Genomic DNA, 22,463 nt, shown 5'->3' on the forward strand with positions numbered 1-22,463 from the left:
AACGTCACTGCGTTGGACGTCGCCAACGATGCAGAATGTCGGGACCGATAGCGCGGGTTTCGATCAGTTCGAACCGGGGGGCCGCGTCCAGCTTTTCCAGCCCTAACCGACCAACTGCGGCCAAACCCTCGGCCCCGATGGTCAGGCCCGCGGTGAAGCCGACCAGCTCATCCACCAGGTCCTTTTCCAATAGTGAGGCAGCAAGCGCGGCCCCGCCTTCGCAAAACACTCGGGTCAGCCCGGCCTGACCCAGTTGCTGCAACAGATCCGCCGCATCAATATGGTGATCCTGCAAGGCACAGGGGATCAGGCGCGCGCCCAGCCCGTCCCATGCGCGCGCACGTTCGGCATCGGGATGGGGGCCGTGGCACAGCCAGACCGGAACCTCGGCTGCGGTGCGCGCAAGCTGCCCCATAAGCGGCAGGTCGAGATGGCGGGACACAACAACGCGCACAGGCTGCTTCGCGACGCCCAGATCACGCACGGTCAGCGACGGATCATCCGTCCGCGCCGTGCCTGCCCCCACCATCACCGCATCATGACGCGCGCGCATCGCGTGAACGGCCCGGCGCGCCTCGGGGCCGGTGATCCACTGGCTATGCCCGGTCTGGGTTGCAATGCGCCCGTCAAAGCTGCTGGCCAGTTTCAGGGTTACAAAAGGTCGGCCTTGCTCGGTCTTCAGGAAAAAGCCTGCCAGATCCCGTTCGGCCTGCTCGGCCAGAACGCCGGTTTCAACCTCGATCCCGGCCTCGCGCAACATGGCAAAGCCCTGCCCTGCCACCCGGGGATCACTGTCTTCCACGGCTGCAACAACACGCCCGACCCCGGCCTCGATCAGGGCAGCAGCGCAAGGCGGTGTCTTGCCGTGATGCGAACAGGGTTCCAGCGTCACATAGGCCGTCGCGCTCCTGGCCGCGCCTCCTGCCTGAGCCAAAGCCTCGGTTTCCGCATGGGGTCGCCCGCCGGGTTGGGTCCAGCCACGCCCGACAATCCTGCCACCCTGCACGATAACGCACCCGACTGCCGGGTTGGGCCAGCATGACCCTTGGCCGCGCTGACCCAGTGACAAGGCCAGCGCCATAAATCGCTTATCTGTTTCGCTCACTCGTCTGTCGGAGGCTGCGGCGGGCGCAGTTCGTGGACAAACTCCTCGAAATCATCGGCCGCCTGGAAGTTTCTATAGACACTCGCAAAGCGAACATAGGCGACGGTGTCGATCCGCGCCAGAGCTTCCATGACAATCTCACCGATCTTTTCGGAGGGTATGTCGGTCTCTCCCATGCTTTCCAGACGCCGGACAATCCCCGAGATCATCTGATCGATCCGCTCGGGATCAACAGGGCGTTTCTGCATCGAGATGCGGATTGACCGTTCCAGCTTGTCGCGGTCGAAATCCTCGCGTTTGCCGTTGGTTTTGATCACCACCAGATCGCGCAGTTGCACGCGTTCATAGGTTGTGAACCGACCCCCGCAGGCCGGACAAAAGCGGCGTCGGCGGATCGCGACGTGATCCTCTGCCGGGCGTGAATCTTTCACCTGAGTGTCGATATTTCCGCAAAACGGGCAGCGCATCCGCCGTCTCCTCGTCCCATGTTCGGCCTCTTTTTGTAAGCGCTACGGCTTACTTATCCACAACTATAGGGCAGCCGCTAGGATTTGGGTAGTCGGAATTTTCAACCCCTAGATAAAGTGTTACCCCAGATGCGCAGCGACCAAACGGCGATGCGGTGCGGTCCGGTGTTCGAACAGGTAAATCCCCTGCCATGTGCCAAGTGCCATACGACCCCCAGAGACCGGGATCGAAAGCGAGACCGGCATAAGCGCCGCCTTGATATGCGCTGGCATATCGTCCGGCCCCTCATATGTATGGCGCAGATAGGCCATCGAGGGGTGGTTCGAGGGTGGTACAAGCCGTTCAAAAAACGCGTGCAAATCGGTCTGCACCTCGGGGTCAGCGTTTTCCTGAATCAGCAAAGAACATGAGGTGTGGCGAACGAACAGCGTCAATACGCCATCCTTCGCCACCGGGTTCAGCCAGCGATGCACATCCTTGGTGAATTCATAGAGTCCGGGGCCTTGCGTCTGGATCGAGAATTCTGTCTGCATCCGCGCTGTTTCACCACTGCGTCAGTTTATGAACGGGCGCGTCCTGCACCGTGCCTCGGCCCCTTGTACCGATACGCTGGACCCCGGAACGAAGGGCGTCAAGACAAAGCTGGGTTGCGCGGGAACCTCGGCCGGTTTTTTCAGCGTAAACTGAACGGCCGTTTTGCGCCCGGTGGTCACGCTGGGCCCATATCCGCGCAGGACGTAAATTTGCTGCTGCCAGCCGGCACCCAATTTGCGCCGAGCAAAATCGGCGGCCGCACACCAATACCCGTCCGTGAATTGCTGGGCGCGTGGGATGACTTCGAAATCGGTGCTGTTGATCGGCTCGGTTCGGTATCCATTGCGGGCGGCGTCAGCGGTGACGGGAATGCCAAGGGCAAAGGCCGCGAGCGTTACGCAGGCTAAAATCTGTTTCATTGTTAATCTCTTCCCTGATTGTGTGTGATCAAAATATTAGGATCGGGTCCGGCGCTGAACAGGCCCCCTCACAACCTGTTCAGACCACTGGCGGGTGACTGTGATCGGGCGTGAGCCAGCCATGATAGCGGATCAACTGCCCGACCAGCGGCGCGCGGGCGGACACGTCAAACCGGAACCGGCCCTGATCGTCCTGCCATTCGACCGTTGATGACTGCGGAAGCAGCGCGTTTGGAACGGCAATGCCCCACAGGGTCAAACGCCGGATATTGATCTGCAAACGCGCCCCGGCCACAACCGGTTTCAACCAGATGGACAAGGCACCAAAATCCTCTCGCACGCAGTTGGACTGTCGATCAAAAGACAAGCGGGACTGGGTGATATGCCCTCCGAAATCGCGCCTCCATTCCCATCCCGGCCCGCGCCGAGACACCGTGACCCTGACCGAAACGTCGCGCCCGGAGTGGGGGAACCCCCCTAACCACAAATACAAACCGGCCAGCCACCCTTGTCCCCGCTGAATATCGCAGCGACCGATGTATGTGCCTTCCTTGCTGTGCAAGTCATGTAACGCCTCGGGAAGCCTTGTCGGTTCCGCCGCAGCCTGCAAAAATGGATCCATCTAAAACCCTTGCACAGCAAAGCGCGAGCGGGTCGCCCCATCCGGCACAAGGCAGGTTTCCGACCTTCCGAAGATGGCATATCGGTTGCGCGCAATCGCGTGATAAAGCGGATCCTTCACAAACCTAGGCAGGATCCGGCACAGCGACAGAATACGCCATGGCCCGCGCAACTGCCCCATCGCCACTGCGAAGGCATCGAGGCGCTGATGAACCACGCCATTCACAATCACAAGATTGGTTTCAAAATCCTGCGTTGGCAGATCGAGTTCCCGGTAAAGGCGCTGCCCCAATGGTGACTGAGCTGTAGCAAACTGAAACACCTGCGCCTTGTCATGCCGCAGCATAAAGCGGAAAAACCCGGAACACAGGACACAGACCCCATCAAAGACGATGAGGCTGCCATCGTGAGTTTTCCGCGAAACATCAGGCTTTTGCATGACATCACCGCCTTTCCGCGATCTGCGCAAATACACGGTGTCACGCAGCGTTCGATCAGGCAATGCGACAAGAATGGCGGGACGGCGCGCGTGCCGGGGAGCCTCCGCGTGATCGCGGCGATCGCATGGTGGCTCTGACCTCATCCCCATAAAGGTCGCGACCCGACAGCACTGACGATGTAGGATACGTTCGGGGCAATCTCTTGATCGCATCGGACAATTCCATTCGATTTCCGGACATTTCAGCCTATGATCCCAATGCGCCTAACAGGTTTCACACCACCGAGGGCGGTTTTGGTTAAAAGCATTAGGGCACCGCAATGGATGTTGATATTGGCCGTCTTCATATCCTGACCCAATCGCTGGACCGGCACAGCGGCAATGCCTCGACCTCGCAACGCGTTCTGGCGCAAAGCGGGTTGGCTCCCGACCATATGGATCCCGCCGCAACCACCTATGACGCGCATAAAGAAGCGCTGTTTGTCCGCTATGCCTGCGACGCGCTTCGCGACATCACCTTTGCCGCGCGGGCCGGGTTGGACGTGACCTCGGTTTCAACCCTGACCGGATATATCAGCAAGTATTCCCGCGATTTGAAGCAAGTGACCGAAAACACGTCCCGGTTTCACGGCATAATTGACCCCTCCATAGCGTTCAGCCTGCGCATGGCCGGGAATTTCGCAGCGTTCGAGGCGGATTGGAAAGACCCCAGCTTTGCCCGCTATCATCGCAGAACCGAGTTTCTGTTGTTCGCCGCGCTGGCGCGAATGCGGAACCTGACCCAGACACAGTTCTATCCCATCGAAATGCGGTTTCAGCACGAGATCGGCGAAAACGCGAAGGCCTTTCAGAAACTTGCAGGCTTTCCGGTTGTTTTTGGTGCAGAACGGATGGAGATCATTCTGTCCTTGTCCTCATTGGACCTGCCCGTTCCAACTTACGACCCAAAGCTGCGCGCGCATCTGCTGGAATATGGCGAGCGTATCCTGGCCGAGCGCCGGTCCCCCCAGCAAAAGACCCGCGCCAAGGTCGAAGGGCTGATCACCCGCTCGCTGCCCGGCCATATCATGCAGGCCGAAGAGGCCGCTGCCAATCTGGGCATGAGTCCCAGAACTCTTGCGCGCAGGCTAAAGGATGAAGGCACCAGCTTCCGAGAGATTGTCGAAGACCTGAGATGCGATCTAGCGCAGACCTTCATCACCAACCGGATGCCGCTGGCCGAGATAGCCTATTCGCTGGGATATGCGGATCAGGCAGCATTTTCGACCGCGTTCAAGCGGTGGACGGGTCAGGCCCCCAGCGCCTTCAAAACCCGCGTCGAACACCCAATCCGCGACTAGAACCGGGGGTCATCAGCAATCGTGCCTCGCCCCGGCCCGTCCCATGAGTGGACAGGGCCGATATAAGGATGTGCTGAACCCGATCCTTGTGAGTTCGCGCCAATGTGTTTGGCGTGCTAGCCAACCGTGATGGCAAAGAAAAAAGGCGCCTCGGATCCGGGGCGCCTTTGATTTCTATTGATCCAGGAAAGATCGCAGTTTACGCGACCGGCTGGGATGTTTCAGCTTGCGCAGCGCCTTCGCCTCGATCTGGCGAATACGTTCGCGGGTCACGCTGAACTGCTGGCCAACCTCTTCCAGCGTGTGGTCGGTGTTCATGCCGATTCCAAAACGCATCCGCAGAACCCGTTCCTCGCGCGGGGTCAGCGAGGCCAGAACGCGGGTTGTGGTTTCCTTGAGGTTTTCCTGAATGGCGCTGTCCAGCGGCAGAACGGCATTCTTGTCCTCGATGAAATCGCCAAGCTGGCTGTCTTCCTCGTCGCCGATGGGCGTTTCCAGGCTGATCGGCTCCTTGGCGATTTTCATCACCTTGCGAACCTTCTCCAGCGGCATCTGCAGCTTTTCGGCCAGTTCTTCCGGCGTCGGCTCGCGGCCGATTTCGTGCAGCATCTGGCGGCCGGTCCGGACCAGCTTGTTGATCGTTTCGATCATATGAACCGGAATACGGATCGTCCGCGCCTGATCCGCAATCGAGCGCGTGATCGCCTGACGGATCCACCATGTCGCATAGGTCGAGAACTTGTACCCGCGGCGGTATTCGAACTTGTCCACCGCTTTCATCAGGCCAATGTTACCTTCCTGAATAAGATCAAGGAATTGCAGGCCACGGTTCGTGTACTTTTTGGCAATTGAAATCACCAGACGCAGGTTGGCCTCGACCATTTCCTTCTTGGCCTGACGCGCCTCTTTCTCGCCCTTCTGAACCTGCTGCACGATGCGGCGGAATTCAGAAATATCCAAGCCGACATATTGCCCGACCTGAGCCATATCGTTGCGCAGTTCCTCAACCTTGTCGGTCGAGCGTTCGATGAACATCTGCCAGCCCCGGCCCGGCTTTTCCGCCATTTCGGCCAGCCAGTTCGGGTCCAGTTCGCGCCCGCGATACGCATCGATGAACTCACGACGGTTGATACGGGCCTGGTCGGCCAGTTTCACCATCGAGCTGTCCAGCGACATAACCCGGCGGTTGATGCCATAAAGCTGGTCGATCAGCGCTTCGATCCGGTTATTGTGCAGGTGAAGCCCGTTCACCAGTTCGACGATTTCAGCGCGCAGTTTCTGATAGGTCTCTTCATCTTTTTCACTGAACGAACCATCCTCGTTCAGGGTCGCAGAAATCCGGCTGTCCTGCATTTCTGACAGCATCGAGAAGTCGGTCGAGATCCGTTCCAGCGTGGTCAGAACCTGATCTTTTAGCGCGGCTTCCATCGCGGCCAGCGACATGTTGGCCTGATCGTCATCGTCGTCATCGTCATCATTGTTCAGCGGGTTGCCGTCGGCATCCAGTTCAGGGCCGGTGTCCTTGGTGGGCTTGGCGGCCTGAACGGCGGATGTATCCACAACAGGCTCCTGAACGTCGCCGTCCTCGTCCATCTGGTTGCCAAAAGTGGTCTCCAGATCGATGACATCGCGCAAGAGGATATCTTCGGACAGCAATTCGTCGTGCCAGATGGTGATCGCCTGGAAGGTCAGCGGGCTTTCGCACAGACCGGCGATCATGGTGTTCCGGCCAGCCTCAATCCGCTTGGCGATGGCAATCTCGCCCTCGCGGCTGAGCAGTTCGACCGAACCCATCTCGCGCAGATACATGCGGACGGGGTCGTCGGTACGGTCCAGTTTTTCGGTGGCGGCACCAGCCAGCGCAACCTCACGGTTGCTTTCGGTGGTGGTCAGTTCGGTCGAGCCCTTATTCTCTTCCTCTTCGGCCTCTTCATCTTCGATGATGTTGATGCCCATTTCGGACAGCATCGACATGACGTCTTCGATCTGTTCCGAGCTGACCTGATCAGGCGGCAGGACCTGATTGAGTTGATCGTAGGTGATGTAACCTTTCTCGCGGGCCTCGGCGATCATCTTCTTGACCTGGGCCTGGCTCATGTCCAGCGAGATTTCCTGTTCCTGCTCGTCGGATTTGCGGTCTTCGTTCGTATCCTTGGCGGCCATTCAATGCTCCTGCAGGGATGGGTGATTCGTTGGAACCGAATCATTAGCGCGTGAAACTGATTCGGCCACCCGTTTACCCGTTTTTCTTTTCCAGTGCCTTATGAAAACACCACTTTACCGGCGTTTCCGCTCGAAATTGATACCGGACATGATCGCCTCAAACGCATCCTTCTCGTCGCGGTTGATTCGCGCACCGTTGTCGGCGATGTCGAAAATGGCCCTGTCCTCGTTCTGGCTGCGGCTTGCGCGGTTGCGCTCTTCGGCGGCCTGACCCACCCGGTACGTCAGTGACTCGTCAGCCAAGTCGGACAGTTCCTCAGTTGCTTCGGCAATCTCAGCATCCAACCCCCGGAGCGCTTTGATTTTCGCGAGTTCCTCGGCCAGCGTCATCTCGGCCTTTTCAACGTCGCCCGGTTTGAACACACAGGGGATCACTGCGACATGGCGAAGGCCCAGCAGGTTTTCAAGGGGCTCGGGCCCCAAAGTTTCAGCGATGTGGTCTTTCAGATTGTCCGGGTCGTCGATGGCGTGGCGCAGAATGGCATCGCGCAGGGCCGCGTGATCCGGATCACGGCATTCCATATCCTCAAGCTGGTGCTCGAACTGAACAACCACCTGCGGGTTCAGAATAGCGATGGCCAGAATGGCCGCTTCGCGCAGATGGATATCCGCGTTCTCCGAAGAGGCCAGGAATGACGACCGCGCGCCCGGCGTTGCCGGTTGTTTCGGCGGCTGCCATTTGCCACGCGGTTGCCACGCACGGTTTTGTGACTGTCTCTGCGGGCGAAACAGTTGCCAGCGCAAATCCTTGATCTCTTGCCCGTAATGGGACCGGATCGATGGGTCGCGGATCAACTTGATCTTATCGCGCAGCACCTTGTCCAACGCCGCCTTGCGTTCGGGGCTGTCGAAAACCTTGCCTTCGGTTTCGCGCTGCCACAGCAGTTTGACCATCGGGATCGCACCATCGAGAACCGCCTGTACGGCCCCCGGCCCTTCGGCGCGCAGCAGATCGTCAGGGTCCTGCCCTTCGGGCATGATGGCAAAGCGCAGGGACTTACCGGCCTCCAGCAACGGCAACGCCAGATCAACCGCCCGCATCGCCGCGCGCAGGCCCGCCGTGTCACCATCCAGCGCAATGATCGGCTCGTCCGAAACACGCCACAGCAGTTGCAGTTGATGTTCGGTAATCGCCGTCCCCAAAGGGGCCACCGACGCACCAAATCCGGCCTCGGCCAGCGCGATCACGTCCATATAGCCCTCGGCCACGATCAGCGGCTGCCCCTTGCCCGCCGCCTGACGCGCGGGACCGTGGTTGTAAAGACTACGGCCTTTGTCGAACAACTCGGTCTCGGGCGAGTTCAGGTATTTCGCATTGTCATTCGGGTCCATCGCGCGACCGCCGAAGGCAATGCAACGCCCGCGCGGATCGCGGATCGGATACATGATCCGGTTGCGGAACGTGTCATAGGGTTTTTTGCCCTTGTTCGAGGGCTTGGCCAGCCCTGCGCCAAGGATCAGATCCTCGGCCACATTCTTGCCGCGCAGATGATCCCACAGCGCCTGCCAACCGTCGGGGGCAAAGCCGATCTCCCACCGATCCAGCGCCTGAGCATCCAGCCCGCGCCGCATCAGGTAATCGCGCGCGGCAGCCCCTGCCCCGGTTTTCAGTTGCAGACGGAAGAACTGCACCGCCTGCTCCATCACCTCGGCCAATTGCGAACGGCGGTCCTGTTTTTCCTGCGCTTTGGGGTCACGGGCAGGCATCGGCATCCCGGCCTCGCGCGCCAGAATCTCGACCGCTTCGATGAACGAGACATTCTCGGTCTCTTTCACGAAACTGATGGCATCGCCTTTCGCGTGGCAGCCAAAGCAGTAGTAAAATCCTTTTTGATCATCTACATGAAATGACGCGGTTTTTTCGTGGTGGAAGGGGCACGGTGCCCACATATCCCCCTTGCCCTGATTGGATTTGCGCGGGTCCCACATGACCTTGCGGCCAACGACCTGAGACAGGCTCAGCCGGGTGCGCAACTCATCCAGAAATCCGGGGGGCAAAGACATGGATCAAACCTGCCAGAAATGAAAACCCGCGCCAAGGGGAAGGCACGGGCTTATCCACAAGGAAATGCGGGATTGTGGATTACTGCTGCAAACACAGCTCCAACCAGGCGGCACCGAGGTCCTTTTTACGCACGTCGCGCATCTTCTGTTCGTAGACCCAAGGCGTGATCAGCGGGATCGCGGCATTGTAGTTCTCGGGCCAGGTCGGACTGCTGTCGGCAACGGCCTGCGGGACATCGCGTTCTTTCACCCTGTCCAAACGCGCCTGCTGAATCGCGGCAACCACATCGGCCTGATACTTGCAGCTTTCTTCCTTGGTTTCAGCAGCGGCCAAGGGCGTGGCAAGCACAGCGGCAGCGATAGCGATACGCAACATTTAGGTCTCCCGGAATCGTTTGTTCGACGGCAGCTTACCCGCCCGCAGCCAGACCTGCCATTGCCATTTCAGAAAGGTTGTTAGTGTTTCATGAGGGGGCGGACCAACCGCCCCCTTCCGACCGAGATCAGAGGCCCTTGGCCCGATAGCTGCTGGCCACGCGGTCGATTGCGACAATATAGGCCGCGGTCCGCAAATCCTCGACATCGTCGCGGCTGTGCCAGACCTCGCGCATCGACTGGTAGGCAATGCGCATGGTGTCATCCAGGCCCGACCGCACAAGCTCCAACTCGTCCGCGCCCTTCAGGTACTTGGCCTTGAAGTCCGGCGACATCGACCAGGCATCACCGAGATAGCGATCGAGCCGCTCCAATTCGCTGACAATCAGCTCATGCCGCGCCTCTTCCTGACGGCGCTGCATCCGGCCAAAGCGAATATGGCTAAGGTTCTTGACCCACTCGAAATAGGACACCGTCACACCGCCCGCATTGGCATACATATCCGGGATGATCACCGTGCCCTTCTTGCGCAGGATTTCATCCGCCCCGGCCGTCACCGGACCGTTCGCGGCTTCGATGATCAACGGTGCCTGAATGCGCTCGGCGTTACCGAGATTGATCACACCTTCCAAAGCGGCCGGGATCAGGATATCGCATTCGGCCTCCAGCACGGCCCCGCCTTCGGCAGAGTGGGTCGCATCCGGGTAATTCTTGACGCCGCCATGCTTGACGATCCACTGGCGCACGGCTTCGACGTCGATACCGTCGGGGTTATACAGCGCCCCATCCCATTCGATGATCCCCACAATGCGCGAGCCATCTTCTTCGCTGAGGAATTTCGCAGCGTGATAGCCCACATTACCGAGCCCCTGCACCACAATGCGTTTCCCGTCCAATTTGCCGGACAACCCGGCTTTGGCGATGTCCTCCGGGTGGCGGAAAAACTCGCGCAGAGCATACTGAATGCCGCGCCCCGTTGCCTCGACCCGCCCGGCGATGCCGCCCGCGTTCAGCGGCTTGCCGGTCACACAGGCCCGCGCGTTGATGTCGGTTGTGTTCATCCGCGCGTATTGGTCGGCCATCCAGGCCATTTCACGTTCACCGGTCCCCATGTCAGGGGCGGGAACGTTCTGCGACGGATTGATCAGGTCACGCTTGGCAAGCTCATATGCAAAGCGCCGCGTGATCTGTTCCAGCTCATGTTCCTCGTACTGGCGCGGATCGATGCATAGCCCGCCTTTCGAGCCGCCAAAGGGCGTTTCAACCAGCGCACATTTGTAGGTCATCAGCGCGGCCAGCGCCTCGACTTCGTCCTGGTTGACCGCAGTGGCGTAACGAATACCGCCTTTTACAGGCTCCATATGTTCGGAATGAACCGAGCGATAACCGGTGAACGTGTGAATTTCGCCGCGCAATCGAACACCGAACCGCACCGTGTAGGTGGCGTTGCAGACCCGTATCTTTTCCTCCAACCCCGGGGGCATATCCATCAGGGACGCCGCCCTGTTGAACATCAGGTCAACACTCTCACGAAAGCTGGGTTCTTTGATGCCGGTCATAAAATCCTCCGTACCGGTAACTGACAAACGTCATGACGTTTTGTCGCACCACTTACTCGATGCTGCAATCTTCTCTTGCACTTTTTTTCATCACTTCCTGAAGGATTGGTTATCGGCTAAGGGCCTGAGTCGTCCGGTTAAGACTCCCCTGGGAATTGTTCGCCCTGACGAAACAAAGCTGACAAGCAACCCCAAACTGCGGCCGATTTTCATTCAATAATAGCATCATAGTGGCAAAGGCGCCCAAATCTCGCCACGTTCCACGGCTAATTTATTAAAGTTGCGACGGACTGAGATCAGTGTGCCTGACCGGCAGAGGGACTCATTATGAAGAAATTTGACTGGAAGCGGATTATCGACAAACCAAAGCGCGCAGACCGGCATGGATCTGCGCCGCATTCGTTTGTCCGGTCAGAAGACGGGACCATGACGATCTTTACGCTGGTCCTTATAATGATCGTATTTGCCGTCGGAGGATTTGCCGTTGACATCATGCGCTTTGACCACGAGCGCGCGCGGCTTCAATACTCGCTGGATCGTGCAGTTTTGGCGGCGACCGACCTGGCGCAGGACCTTTGCCCCACAGAAGTCATCGAAGATTATCTGGATAAAGAAGGTTTAAAAGAATTTCTTCTGAAGGATCAAATTGTCATCGAACCTGCAAACCTTTGCGGTTCCGACGCTGTGACCATTGAAGGTTTCCGTCGCGTCGAGGCGACCGCAGTTATGCCCGTCAAAATGCACTTCATGCAGTGGTGGGACGTTGATACGATCACGACTTCGGTTGTCAGCGCCGCGGAAGAAGCGCTGGGGAATGTCGAGATTTCGATGGTTCTGGATGTTTCTGGCTCGATGAACCGGAACAGCCGCCTTACGACGCTGAAACTGGCGGCACAGGAATTTGTGCAGGAAATGGTCGATAAATCCGAAGACGGCAAAATGTCGATTTCGATCATTCCTTACGCGACGCAAGTTGCGCTGCCGGATTCTGTGATGGGATACCTGAACACCGACGGTGTTAATCCGCATGCAAATTGCATCAACTTTGAAACCGCTCAATTTCAGACCAGCGATTTCGATCTGAACCTGGTGTATGATCGCACACTGCATTTCACTCCTTGGAACAATTACGACCAGCGCCCGGTGAATAACAATCTGGTCTACAGCGAAATTTGTGAGACCGACGAGAACCGTGAAGCAATGATCTTTCAGAAGGATGCAGACCTTCTAAAAGATAAAATTGAATCGTTTGTCGCGGATGGGAATACGTCGATCGACCTTGGCGTTAAATGGGGCCTGACCCTGCTTGACGACAGCTTCCAACCCGTAGTTGCGCAGATGGCGGCCGCAGGTGATGTTCCATCTGAGTTCGCATCTCGCCCAGACAACCCGCGAAGCGGTGATACACTCAAAGTTATGATACTTATGACGGACGGTGCGAATACGACCCAATACTGGACGAACGATCCCTACCGCGATGGTAAATCCGGCGTTTGCTGGAACGATGGGCTGAACGAATACGTTTCATACGCAGAGTTGGATGAAAATGACGAAATCACCATTGAATTCGGTACAGACTACATCTGGCCAGATGTCGACATGATCGAATGGGACTCGTCAAATGGCGGCGCGTATTGGGTTAGAGACGAGCTCCAGCCCACTTGTTTTGGCAACACGATTGTAAACACCGATACCCTCACTTACGTAAACGCGGACAGCGTCGCGACAGCTGAAGAAGTAGACCCAACCGGTGAGTACGTAAGGGGGTTTATTCAGTACCGCTGCCTGGCCTTCTCCGGTACCACGGGTGAATGCGTAAGCCTTGATAGGGACAATCCGCGCGTAAAAACCTACCTCGACTTAGACGTACAGCCTTCGGACAATCTGACGTGGCCAGAGTTGTGGGAACGAGCAACGCGATACAACCTGTACCAGCGCTTCTATGACTACTACGGTTCTAGCTGGGCCTACGACTTTTACTATGACGCCGTTTCGTCAAGCGGCCAGGGTACGAAAGATCCTCGTGTGCGCTCGATGTGCACCTACGCGAAAGACCAAATGGGTGTCGTAATCTTTACTATCTCATTGGAAGCCCCGAGCGCGGGCCGCGCGATCATGCAGCATTGCCGCACGGACGTCGGAACATATTATGAAGCCACACCAGAAGATCTGCCAAACGTGTTTGCTTCGATTACATCGAGCATTCGAAACCTGAGGCTCACACAATGATCACACGCCTTTTAAATAATCTGCGCCGATTTCGCGGCAAAGAAGACGGAATGGCCACTATTGAATTCGTGTTCTGGTTCCCGGTCTTCATGATGACAACCTATTCCGGCGTTGAGATGGGAATCGTGGCCTGGAACCACACCAACCTGGAGCGGGCACTGGACGAAACCATTCAGGACGTTCGCATGAACCGCATTGAAGAATACGATTCTAGCATCGGCGCAGTGTGGACGCATACCTTGCTGAAACAGATCATTTGCGACAAGGCTGGCGTCATCCCGGATTGTTTCGACAATCTGGCATTGGAAATGCTCTCGATCAATCCTTACGCAGAAGACAGTATCTTCAGCGACAATCCCGAGTCAGATCTCGGCAGCGTATTCAGCAACCCTTATTGCGTTGATACGCCTGAAGAAGTGCGCGGAAAAGAAGACCAGTTGTTCACGCCCGGTACGTCCAATCAATTGATGGTCGTTCGGGCTTGCATTGAAGTCGATCCGCTGTTTTTTGGCACAACGCTGGGACGATTGGCCCAACAAGACCCAGACGGCCAGTACGAACTGCATTCAACAACGGTGTTTGTCCATGAACCGTTTTAAGAAGTACATCGTTCAACCAACAGCCAATCGGCTCGCACGTTTCTTCCGCAAGGAGGACGGGATCGTGAGCATCGAGGCGGTCATGATTTTTCCGCTTCTGTTCTGGTCAATCTGGGCCTCCTACACATTCTTTGACGGCTATCGTCAAAGCGCTCGAAACCTGAAGGCGGCCTATGCAGTCGCTGACATTCTTTCTCGCGAAAAGAACTTGGTTACGGCCAATTACATTTCGAACATGTATGACCTGCAAAAATTCATGGTCGCAGACCGGTCAACTGTGTCTATGCGAATTTCTTTCGTCCGCTTTAACGCGGGCGAAAACGAAGCGGACGGAGGAAGCTACGAAAAGCTCTGGTCTTGCGTCCGAGGCGACAGCTTTGACGAATTGGATAACCAAACTCTTAACGAAGAATTCAAAGGGCGTATTCCTGTAATGGCGGACAGGGCCACAATGATCCTGGTCGAAACAAAAGACTGGTATACTCGACCCTTCAGAATCGGGTACGGGGATCATTCGTTCGCCATCGACAAGTTTATTTTCACTCAACCGCGTGGATATACGCAGATTGTCGCAGCTGACGACTGCTAAACCCCTTCCCTCTCCATCAGCATGGCCGAGAGCATTTCTGACATGAACTTGGCCTCGGAGGCGGCGGTCATGCCGCCGACGCCAACACGTCGTCCAAGCCGCCACCACAATCCTGGCGCCCAGGTGTTACCCGGTTTCGACCGCATACGGACCAGAAATCCGTTTGACGGCTTGAAGGCAAACACGCCCCGGTCCACCGCTTCGATCTCGTCCACGATTGCGATCACTTGCCCTGTTCCGGTGCGCAGTTCGGTGCGGGTCAGTTCGATCCGGTCCTGCGTTGCGTGCCAGACGCGATAGGCCAGCCACATAGCTGCCCCACCAACGACCAGCAGGAAAATCTGCCACATCAGCGCGGGTGGGGTGGCAAAGGCGACATACAGAACAAGAAGGCCAACCGTTGACAACATGGCAACCCCCGCCCAGCGTCTGGGCGCTGAGGCCTTTATTGTTGCCAGCACTTCATCTTGCATGGATGCCTCCGCTTTGTACGGGACCCGTCTATCCGCTTTTTTCACGGAAAAACAGGGCCGCTGAAATCTGCACAAATTCGCACAAGTCCAGTGGGTTTATGCAAATTGACCGCAGCAATGCAGGGGTTACATGCTGTGCAAAGGAATAGGAGGCACTCATGTCCCTGAGACCCACTTTGGAAACCCGCAAAGCCATGCCCACGATGGAAGGGGCTGGCGTCAAATTACATCGCGCGTTCGGATTCCAGGATCCATCGGAACTGGACCCGTTTCTGCTGTTCGATGATTTCCGCAACGAGCGTCCGCAGGACTATCAGGCCGGATTTCCATGGCACCCCCATCGCGGGATCGAAACCATCACCTATGTGCTGGCCGGAACGGTCGAGCATTCGGATTCGCTTGGCAACAGCGGCACGCTGGGCGCAGGCGATGTGCAATGGATGACCGCCGGGTCGGGCATTCTGCATCAGGAAATGCCGCATGGGAATACCGGCGGTCAGATGCATGGCTTTCAGCTTTGGGGCAACCTGCCCTCGGCCCAGAAGATGACCGCGCCGCGCTATCAGGATGTGCAAAGCAAGGACATCCCCGAGGTCATCGACGACGACGGCACAATCGTGCGCGTGATTGTGGGTGAGTTCTGGGGCAAGACCGGCCCGGTGGATGGCATTGCAGCGGACCCTCAGTATCTGGACATCCAGATCCCGGCGGGCGTGAAAAAGACCTTTCGCATCGACACCTACCGCCGCGCCTTTGCCTATGTCTTTCAGGGCCAGGCCGCGTTTGCCGATGCCTCGCAACCGACCGGCGTGTTGCTGGAAAAAGAGGTTGCCGGGGCGGAGGTGAATATCCGCGATATGTCCGGCGACCGTACTCTGGTGCGCTTTGGTACAGGCGATGAGGTCACCGTTCAGGCCGGGCCCGAAGGCGTGCGCTTTCTGCTGATCTCGGGGGCGCCGATTGATGAACCTGTGGCCTGGCACGGCCCAATTGTCATGAACACGCGGGCCGAACTGGAACAGGCGTTTCGCGAACTACGCAACGGCTCCTTCATCCGCCCGGCGCATTAGCCGTCAAAGCGGCCTGGCTTCGGTCAGGCCGCGACCGCGCTGCGGACCATGTCCCAGTAAATCTGCTCGACCTCGTCCAGCGACAGCCGCCCTCCGGCCCGATACCATGTCATGACGCCGTTCAGCATTGCGATCACCGCAAGGGTCGCGATCTTGGTATCCGAAATCGCAAATTCACCCGCTTGCTGGCCCTTGTGCAGGATCGTTTCCAGCGCGTCTTCGTATCGGCGGCGCAGGTCTTCGATCTCGGTAAAGTTCTCGGGCGTCAGATTGCGCAACTCCATATAGGCGATAAAGACCTCGTCCGGGCGTTCCAGATGGAAGCGGATATGGAAACCAACAAAGCGGCGCAGCGCCTCTTTCGGATCGGATGCGGTGTTCAAATCGGCATAGGCCTGCAACAGATCCTGCATATGTTCGCGCATCAGGCGGAACAGCAGGCTTTGTTTGTCCGGGGTGTAGTTGTAAAGCGCCCCGGCCTGTACCCCGACCTCTTTTGCGATCTGGCGCATCGACACCGCCGCATAGCCGTGGCGGGCAAAAAGCCTTAACGCGGCGCTGCGAATGCGCGGTCCGGTGATGTCCGAATGTGATCCCTGTGTGCGTGCCATGAAAACACCGTATCTGAACAATCGTTCAGATAGAAGCCCGCTTGATCCGATCCGGCAAAAGGTGCATCACGGGGGGACCTGCGCCAGAGAGAGCCTTTGTCGATGAAAGCTTTGCCCTTTTTGATCCTGACGGTTGCTCTGGCAAGCTGTGCCGATATTCCCGAGTTGGACGGGGTCGAACCGCGCGGGATCCAAAAAGCCGCCTATCCACGTCTGATCCCGCTGCAGGACACGCTGGGCGCACCGGTGGATCCTGTCAGCGAGGCGGAAGAGGTCGAAGAAGACCTGACCACCCGCAGCGAGGCGCTGAAGAAAAAGGCCGAAGCGCTTCAGAACGCTGAAACCAACTAGCTTAAACCGGTCAGGGCCTAGTGACGGATTGCACCCCCGGCCTGAACCCGCTAAGGCAGCGCTGAACGGACAAAAGCGTCCGGTTTCAGAACATGTCGAGCGGAAAGGAACCCACGGAATGACACAGGCGCTGCGGCTTGGAATTGCGGGCTTGGGAACGGTTGGTGTGGGTGTCGTCAAGATCATCCGCCGTCATGCGGATCTGCTGCAGGCCCGCACGGGGCGTCGGATCGAAATCGTGGCCGTGTCGGCCCGCGACCCCAACAAGGATCGCGGCGTGAACCTCTCTGACTATGCGTGGGAGGTTGATCCGGTCGCTTTGGCCAAGCGCGACGACATTGACGTCTATGTGGAACTGATGGGCGGCGAGAACGGTCCGGCCAAAGCCTCGGTCGAGGCGGCGCTGGCCAGTGGCAAGGATGTGGTCACCGCAAACAAGGCGCTGCTGGCGATCCACGGTCAGGACCTTGCGGAACAGGCCGAGGCCGCAGGGCGCGTCATCCGGTTCGAGGCCGCTGTGGCGGGTGGTATCCCGGTGATCAAATCCCTGACCGAAGGTCTGGCCGGGAACGAAATTACCCGCGTCATGGGCGTCATGAACGGCACCTGCAACTATATCCTGACCCGGATGCAATCGCAGCGTCAGGGCTATAACGCGCTGTTCGACGAATGTGCCGAGCTTGGCTATCTGGAAGCGGATCCGAACCTCGATGTGGGCGGCATTGACGCCGCGCATAAGCTGGCGCTGCTATCGTCAATTGCGTTCGGCACCAAACCGAATTTCGATGGGATCGAGATCGAAGGCATTCAGCAAATCAGCCTGGAAGATATCGATCAGGCCCATGACATGGGCTTTCGCATCAAACTGCTGGGCGTGGCGCAGCGCACTGCGCGCGGGTTGGAGCAGCGGATGCAGCCTTGCCTTGTGCCCAGCGACTCGCCACTGGGTCAGTTGGAAGGCGGAACCAATATGGTCGTGATTGAAGGCGACGCGGTGGAACAGGTTGTTCTGCGTGGCCCCGGTGCAGGGGAAGGCCCGACCGCAAGTGCGGTGATGGGCGATGTCTGCGATCTGGCGCGTGGGCTGCAAATCTCGACCTTCGGCCGCCCGGCGAATTCGCTGGAAGACGCCACCCCGGCCCGCACCGGCCTGCCCGCCCCCTACTATCTGCGGCTGGCCCTGTTCGACAAACCGGGCGCACTGGCCAAAATCGCGGCCATTCTGGGCGATGCCGGGGTTTCGATCGACCGGATGCGCCAGTATGGGCACAGCGACGACACCGCGCCGGTTCTGATCGTGACGCATAAGACCACACGCGCCACTCTGGACGTGGCGCTGGACGGGTTCCGCGACACGGATGTTGTTGCCGGTGAACCTGTCGCCTTGCGGATCGAACAGGTCTGACCCCTTGCGGCCTGCGCCCCGTGCAGGCTATGCCAGACGTAACGCCATTGCCGACCAAAGGAATACATCGCATGAGTGCTGCCAAGATCGATTTTAACGACCGCCTGTTGTCTTTGGGACTTGCGCGTGTCGCAGAACAGGCGGCGCTTGCCTCGGCCTCGCTGGTTGGCCGTGGTGACGAGAAAGCCGCCGATCAGGCCGCGGTCAACGCGATGCGCGAGCAGTTGAACCTGCTGGATATCGCGGGTGTTGTTGTCATCGGTGAAGGTGAACGGGACGAAGCTCCGATGCTGTATATCGGTGAAGAAGTCGGCACCGGGAACGGCCCCGGAGTGGACATCGCGCTGGACCCGCTGGAAGGCACCACGCTGACCGCCAAGGACATGCCGAATGCGCTGACCGTGATCGCCATGGGCCCGCGCGGGTCGATGCTGCACGCGCCGGACGTCTACATGGACAAACTGGCCGTGGGTCCGGGCTATGACGAAGGCGTCGTCAATCTGGATATGAGCCCGCGCAAACGGGTGGAAGCCTTGGCCAAGGCCAAAGGCTGTGAGCCTACCGATATCACTGTCTGCATTCTGGAACGCCCGCGTCACGAGGCGATGATTGCCGAGGTGCGCGAGACCGGTGCCTCGATCCGGTTGATTACAGATGGCGACGTGGCAGGTGTAATGCACTGCGCGGAAAGCGAAGTGACCGGCATCGACATGTATATGGGGCAAGGCGGCGCGCCCGAGGGCGTTCTGGCCGCAGCCGCGCTGAAATGCATGGGCGGTCAGATTTTTGGCCGTCTGCTGTTCCGCAATGATGACGAACGTGGCCGTGCGGCCAAAGCGGGCATCACCGATCTGGACCGTGTCTATGCGCGCGATGAAATGGTGACCGCCGATGTGATCTTTGCCGCGACCGGCGTGACCGGCGGCTCGCTGTTGCCGCGCATCAAGCGCGAGCCGGGTTGGGTTGAGACGACCACCTTGCTCATGCGGTCCAAAACCGGGTCGGTGCGTCGTATGTCCTACCGCACGCCCATGTGGTCGCATAACGACGGCTAAGCGGCTTGCGCCGCTGCCTTCGGCGACCGTATTTTGAACGAGAAGAAGGGCCGGGTCCGCAAGGGTCCGGCCTTGGTGCATGAGGGGCGCGATGGGTTTTCTTGGGGTTGAGCAATCTTTGACGGGTCGGCGTTGGGTGGGCCCCTCGCCCGAGGTTGAGCGCGCGACCGAGATGCTGGCCCAACAAGCCGACCTGCCGCGCGCGGTTTGTCAGGTTCTGGCGCGGCGCGGTGTTCCTCCGATGGAGGCGGCTGGCTTTCTGGAGCCGAAGCTGAAAGAGCTGTTGCCGGATCCGCGCAGCTTGAAGGATATGGAAGTTGCGGCGGCGCGGTTTCTCAAGGCCGTTCGGGACAAACAGCGGATCGCGGTTTTCGCGGACTATGACGTAGATGGCGGCAGTTCGGCGGCTTTGCTTCTGGTCTGGCTGCGCCAGATGGGGCTTCAGGCGACGCTTTACGTACCCGACCGGATTGATGAAGGGTATGGGCCGAATGTTCCCGCCATGCAGGAACTGGCGGCGGCGCACGATCTGATCATTTGCGTTGATTGCGGCACTTTGAGTCATGAGCCAATCGCGGCGGCCAAAGGCGCGGATGTCATCGTTCTGGATCACCATCTGGGTGGAGAAACTTTGCCCGACTGTGTGGCCGTCGTGAACCCGAACCGACAGGATGAAAGCGGCGATCTGGGCTATCTCTGCGCGGCTGGGGTGGTCTTTCTGACGCTGGTTGAGGCCGGGCGGCAAATGCGTGAAGCCGGGGCGAAGGGACCGGATCTGGTGTCTTTGCTGGATCTCGTCGCTCTAGCCACGGTCGCCGATGTGGCCCCTTTGATCGGGGCCAATCGGGCTTTGGTTCGGCAGGGGTTGAAGGTTATGGCCGGGCGGCAACGGCCCGGACTTGTGGCGCTGTCAGATGTTGCGCGTATGGATTCCGCGCCAAACAGCTATCACTTGGGGTTTCTGCTGGGCCCAAGGGTCAATGCGGGCGGGCGCATCGGTCAGGCCGATCTGGGCGCGCGGTTGCTCAGCACCGACTCGATGACCGAAGCCGAAGCCCTGTCCCAGCGACTGGATGCGTTGAATTCCGAACGACGTGACATTGAAAATGCCGTGCGCGCTGCAGCGCTGGAACAGGCTGAGGAACGCGGTCTGGACGCGCCACTTGTCTGGGCCGCTGGCGAGGGCTGGCATCCCGGCGTCGTCGGTATTGTCGCCTCTCGCCTAAAAGAAGCCGCGAACCGCCCCGCCATCGTCATCGGCTTTGACGGGGATGAGGGCAAGGGCTCGGGCCGGTCGGTGTCGGGTGTCGATTTGGGGGCTTCGATCCAGCGGCTGGCGGCCGAGGGGCTGCTGGTCAAAGGCGGCGGCCACAAAATGGCGGCGGGGCTGACCGTGATGCGGGACCAATTGGAACCGGCGATGGAACGTCTGTCGGAACTGCTGGCCAAACAAGGCGCGGGGCAAGGCGGCCCGGCGGACTTGAAGCTGGATGGCGCTTTGATGCCCGGCGCGGCCACCGTAGACCTGATCGAACAGATTGAAAAGGCAGGCCCTTTTGGGGCCAGCGCCCCTGCCCCACGCTATGCCCTGCCCGATCTGCAGGTACGGTTTGCCAAGCGCGTGGGCGAGTCGCATCTGAAACTTTCCCTGTCCGACGGGCTGAGCAGCGGGTTGGACGCCATCGCCTTTGGGGCATTCGACGGCCCCTTGGGCGAGAGGCTTTCGAACCACGGCGGCGCGCGGTTTCATTTTGCCGGTCGGCTCGAAGTAAATTCCTGGGGTGGTCGTCAAAACGTACAGCTTCGGCTTGAGGATGCGGCGGAGGCCAATTGAACGGATTTCCGGTCTGTTTCAAGCCACCAAAAAACTTTCGCATCCCTGCATTTTTCGGCTTGCGGGGGTCGGGGTGAAACCGTAAAAGGCCCTCCACAAGCCAGCGTGGCCCGTTCGTCTATCGGTTAGGACGCCAGGTTTTCAACCTGGAAAGAGGGGTTCGATTCCCCTACGGGCTGCCATTGTTGCTTGCGCGCCAATACCCAGTGGCCCGTTCGTCTATCGGTTAGGACGCCAGGTTTTCAACCTGGAAAGAGGGGTTCGATTCCCCTACGGGCTGCCATTTCCTTCCTATATCGCGAACGAAACCGGCTGCGATGGCTCAGGCAGACGCGATTTGCATGTCTATGCCCCATTCTGCGATCTGATCGGCCAGCGCTCCGTCCGGGGCTTTGTCCGTTACCAATATGTGAATCCGTCGCGGATCCGGGCCCACATAGGGTGCCGATACGTCGTATTTGTAATGCGCTGCCGCCATTACAACCTGATCCGCATTCTGCACCACGACGGATGCAAGATCCGCCTCGCCAAGGCTTTGATACAAAAACCCTTTGCTGTCCGAAATCGCGTCGGTGCTGAGGATCGCAAGGTCAAAGGCATAACGCTGCAGCTGCCGGTGCGCCACGTGGCCGAATGTTCCCCGTTCGTCGCTTTGCATCTCGCCCCCCAACAAATGCACCCGGTTGCCATTGACGCCCACCAGGGTCAGCCCCACCACGATTGAGTTTGTCACGATGGTCAGGTTCTCGGCATGGCGCAGTTCCTCTGCCACAAAAGCGGTCGTCGATCCGACGTCCAGAAAGATGGTCATCCGGTCCCTGACCATCCGCGCGACATGCTGCGCTATGAGGCGTTTTTCGTCAGCATGTTGCGAAATACGGCGGAAAAATCCGGGATCGCCCTGTGCCCCCGCCAGATAAACACCGCCATGAACGCGTTCGACTGTGCCGGCGCTGGACAAGGCTTTGATCGTACGACGCACCGTCTCTTCGGAGACATTCAACATCGTGGCCAGTTCCGAGTTCCGGGCCGTCCCGCCAAGACGTTTCAGGGCGTCCAGCAGTTCAAGCTCGCGATGGGTATTGAGGACGGGCTTTTTCAAGGTCGGCTCCGAAAAATCAAACTGGCGTACAAACTACGAAGCCGAGCCGGCAAATCCA

Annotated in this window: 22 protein-coding genes and 2 tRNA genes; 11 read left to right on the plus strand and 13 right to left on the minus strand. The window is 58.7% G+C overall.

The genetic code is table 11. From position 1 onward, the window contains the following. Positions 1-4: 4 nt before the first annotated feature. From ribD to ACR0E6_RS06520, 6 genes are all read right to left on the minus strand, one after another. A complete protein-coding gene (gene ribD / locus ACR0E6_RS06495; RefSeq protein ID WP_480581720.1) occupies positions 5-1,105 on the minus strand; it encodes a bifunctional diaminohydroxyphosphoribosylaminopyrimidine deaminase/5-amino-6-(5-phosphoribosylamino)uracil reductase RibD in 1,101 nt (366 codons plus the stop codon). Continuing rightward, a complete protein-coding gene (gene nrdR / locus ACR0E6_RS06500; protein ID WP_170451578.1) occupies positions 1,102-1,572 on the minus strand; it encodes a transcriptional regulator NrdR in 471 nt (156 codons plus the stop codon). The genes ribD and nrdR overlap by 4 nt, the downstream gene beginning before the upstream one ends. 120 nt (positions 1,573-1,692) lie before the next feature. Next, complete coding sequence (locus ACR0E6_RS06505) at positions 1,693-2,106, minus strand: secondary thiamine-phosphate synthase enzyme YjbQ (protein WP_170734496.1); 414 nt, start codon at positions 2,104-2,106, stop codon at positions 1,693-1,695. A 21-nt stretch (positions 2,107-2,127) separates the two neighbouring features. Then, on the minus strand, positions 2,128-2,526 hold the full coding sequence (locus ACR0E6_RS06510; RefSeq protein WP_170451582.1) for a hypothetical protein: 399 nt from the start codon (positions 2,524-2,526) through the stop codon (positions 2,128-2,130). A gap of 79 nt (positions 2,527-2,605) precedes the next feature. Further along, positions 2,606-3,148 (minus strand): DUF4166 domain-containing protein, encoded by a 543-nt coding sequence (locus ACR0E6_RS06515; protein ID WP_480581722.1) that lies wholly within the window; start codon positions 3,146-3,148, stop codon positions 2,606-2,608. Further along, positions 3,149-3,586, minus strand: coding sequence for a thiol-disulfide oxidoreductase DCC family protein (locus ACR0E6_RS06520; protein ID WP_480581724.1), 438 nt, complete (start codon positions 3,584-3,586; stop codon positions 3,149-3,151). It abuts the gene before it with no gap. A gap of 320 nt (positions 3,587-3,906) precedes the next feature. Between ACR0E6_RS06520 and ACR0E6_RS06525 the strand changes: the two genes are divergently transcribed. Continuing rightward, complete coding sequence (locus tag ACR0E6_RS06525) at positions 3,907-4,926, plus strand: helix-turn-helix domain-containing protein (RefSeq protein WP_480581726.1); 1,020 nt, start codon at positions 3,907-3,909, stop codon at positions 4,924-4,926. A gap of 174 nt (positions 4,927-5,100) precedes the next feature. Here the strand turns inward: ACR0E6_RS06525 and rpoD are convergent, their stop codons facing one another. The 4 genes from rpoD to ACR0E6_RS06545 form a co-directional block, all read right to left on the minus strand. Next, a complete protein-coding gene (gene rpoD, locus ACR0E6_RS06530; protein WP_480581728.1) occupies positions 5,101-7,089 on the minus strand; it encodes an RNA polymerase sigma factor RpoD in 1,989 nt (662 codons plus the stop codon). A 114-nt stretch (positions 7,090-7,203) separates the two neighbouring features. Further along, positions 7,204-9,153, minus strand: coding sequence for a DNA primase (gene dnaG, locus ACR0E6_RS06535; RefSeq protein ID WP_170734492.1), 1,950 nt, complete (start codon positions 9,151-9,153; stop codon positions 7,204-7,206). 79 nt (positions 9,154-9,232) lie between these two features. Beyond that, entirely contained in the window at positions 9,233-9,529 is a 297-nt protein-coding gene (locus ACR0E6_RS06540) for a hypothetical protein (protein ID WP_170451594.1), read from the minus strand. A gap of 127 nt (positions 9,530-9,656) precedes the next feature. Further along, the gene (locus ACR0E6_RS06545; RefSeq protein WP_170734491.1) at positions 9,657-11,087 is read right to left on the minus strand and encodes a Glu/Leu/Phe/Val family dehydrogenase; all 1,431 of its coding nucleotides are present in this window, start codon (positions 11,085-11,087) and stop codon (positions 9,657-9,659) included. Between the two features lie 327 nt (positions 11,088-11,414). Here ACR0E6_RS06545 and ACR0E6_RS06550 point away from each other — a divergent pair, with 327 nt between their 5' ends. The 3 genes from ACR0E6_RS06550 to ACR0E6_RS06560 are packed head-to-tail and all read left to right on the plus strand — an operon-like array spanning position 11,415 to position 14,504. Further along, complete coding sequence (locus tag ACR0E6_RS06550) at positions 11,415-13,316, plus strand: pilus assembly protein TadG-related protein (RefSeq protein WP_170734490.1); 1,902 nt, start codon at positions 11,415-11,417, stop codon at positions 13,314-13,316. Continuing rightward, positions 13,313-13,915: a TadE family protein gene (locus ACR0E6_RS06555; RefSeq protein WP_170451600.1), complete on the plus strand. Its 603-nt coding sequence runs from the start codon at positions 13,313-13,315 to the stop codon at positions 13,913-13,915. The genes ACR0E6_RS06550 and ACR0E6_RS06555 overlap by 4 nt, the downstream gene beginning before the upstream one ends. Then, positions 13,902-14,504, plus strand: a complete 603-nt coding sequence (locus ACR0E6_RS06560) for a hypothetical protein (RefSeq protein ID WP_170451602.1) — start codon at positions 13,902-13,904, stop codon at positions 14,502-14,504. The genes ACR0E6_RS06555 and ACR0E6_RS06560 overlap by 14 nt, the downstream gene beginning before the upstream one ends. Here the strand turns inward: ACR0E6_RS06560 and ACR0E6_RS06565 are convergent. Beyond that, positions 14,501-14,914: a hypothetical protein gene (locus ACR0E6_RS06565; protein WP_480581731.1), complete on the minus strand. Its 414-nt coding sequence runs from the start codon at positions 14,912-14,914 to the stop codon at positions 14,501-14,503. The two genes, ACR0E6_RS06560 and ACR0E6_RS06565, sit on opposite strands and share 4 nt — an antisense overlap. Positions 14,915-15,135: 221 nt before the next feature. Here ACR0E6_RS06565 and ACR0E6_RS06570 point away from each other — a divergent pair, with 221 nt between their 5' ends. After that, positions 15,136-16,047, plus strand: coding sequence for a pirin family protein (locus ACR0E6_RS06570; RefSeq protein WP_170451606.1), 912 nt, complete (start codon positions 15,136-15,138; stop codon positions 16,045-16,047). A gap of 23 nt (positions 16,048-16,070) precedes the next feature. Here ACR0E6_RS06570 and ACR0E6_RS06575 read toward each other — a convergent pair whose 3' ends face one another. After that, positions 16,071-16,658 carry a TetR/AcrR family transcriptional regulator gene (locus tag ACR0E6_RS06575; RefSeq protein WP_170451607.1) on the minus strand — a complete coding sequence of 196 codons (588 nt, stop codon included), beginning with the start codon at positions 16,656-16,658 and terminating at the stop codon, positions 16,071-16,073. A gap of 102 nt (positions 16,659-16,760) precedes the next feature. On the opposite strand from ACR0E6_RS06575, the gene ACR0E6_RS06580 reads away from it, so the two are divergent. The 6 genes from ACR0E6_RS06580 (at position 16,761) to ACR0E6_RS06605 (ending at position 21,586) form a co-directional block, all read left to right on the plus strand. Further along, positions 16,761-17,009 (plus strand): hypothetical protein, encoded by a 249-nt coding sequence (locus ACR0E6_RS06580; RefSeq protein ID WP_170453088.1) that lies wholly within the window; start codon positions 16,761-16,763, stop codon positions 17,007-17,009. A 118-nt stretch (positions 17,010-17,127) separates the two neighbouring features. Beyond that, the gene (locus ACR0E6_RS06585; RefSeq protein ID WP_170621564.1) at positions 17,128-18,414 is read left to right on the plus strand and encodes a homoserine dehydrogenase; all 1,287 of its coding nucleotides are present in this window, start codon (positions 17,128-17,130) and stop codon (positions 18,412-18,414) included. Positions 18,415-18,485: 71 nt separating this feature from the next. Beyond that, positions 18,486-19,469, plus strand: coding sequence for a class II fructose-bisphosphatase (gene glpX / locus ACR0E6_RS06590; protein ID WP_480581734.1), 984 nt, complete (start codon positions 18,486-18,488; stop codon positions 19,467-19,469). 91 nt (positions 19,470-19,560) lie between these two features. Further along, a complete protein-coding gene (gene recJ / locus ACR0E6_RS06595; protein WP_480581736.1) occupies positions 19,561-21,303 on the plus strand; it encodes a single-stranded-DNA-specific exonuclease RecJ in 1,743 nt (580 codons plus the stop codon). Between the two features lie 107 nt (positions 21,304-21,410). Further along, positions 21,411-21,485 (plus strand) — tRNA-Glu (locus ACR0E6_RS06600). 26 nt (positions 21,486-21,511) lie between these two features. Beyond that, a tRNA-Glu gene (locus tag ACR0E6_RS06605) sits at positions 21,512-21,586 on the plus strand. 39 nt (positions 21,587-21,625) lie between these two features. Here ACR0E6_RS06605 and ACR0E6_RS06610 read toward each other — a convergent pair. Beyond that, a complete protein-coding gene (locus ACR0E6_RS06610) occupies positions 21,626-22,405 on the minus strand; it encodes a DeoR/GlpR family DNA-binding transcription regulator (protein ID WP_480581738.1) in 780 nt (259 codons plus the stop codon). Positions 22,406-22,463 lie beyond the last annotated feature (58 nt).

The organism is Ruegeria sp. AP12 (assembly GCF_056540025.1).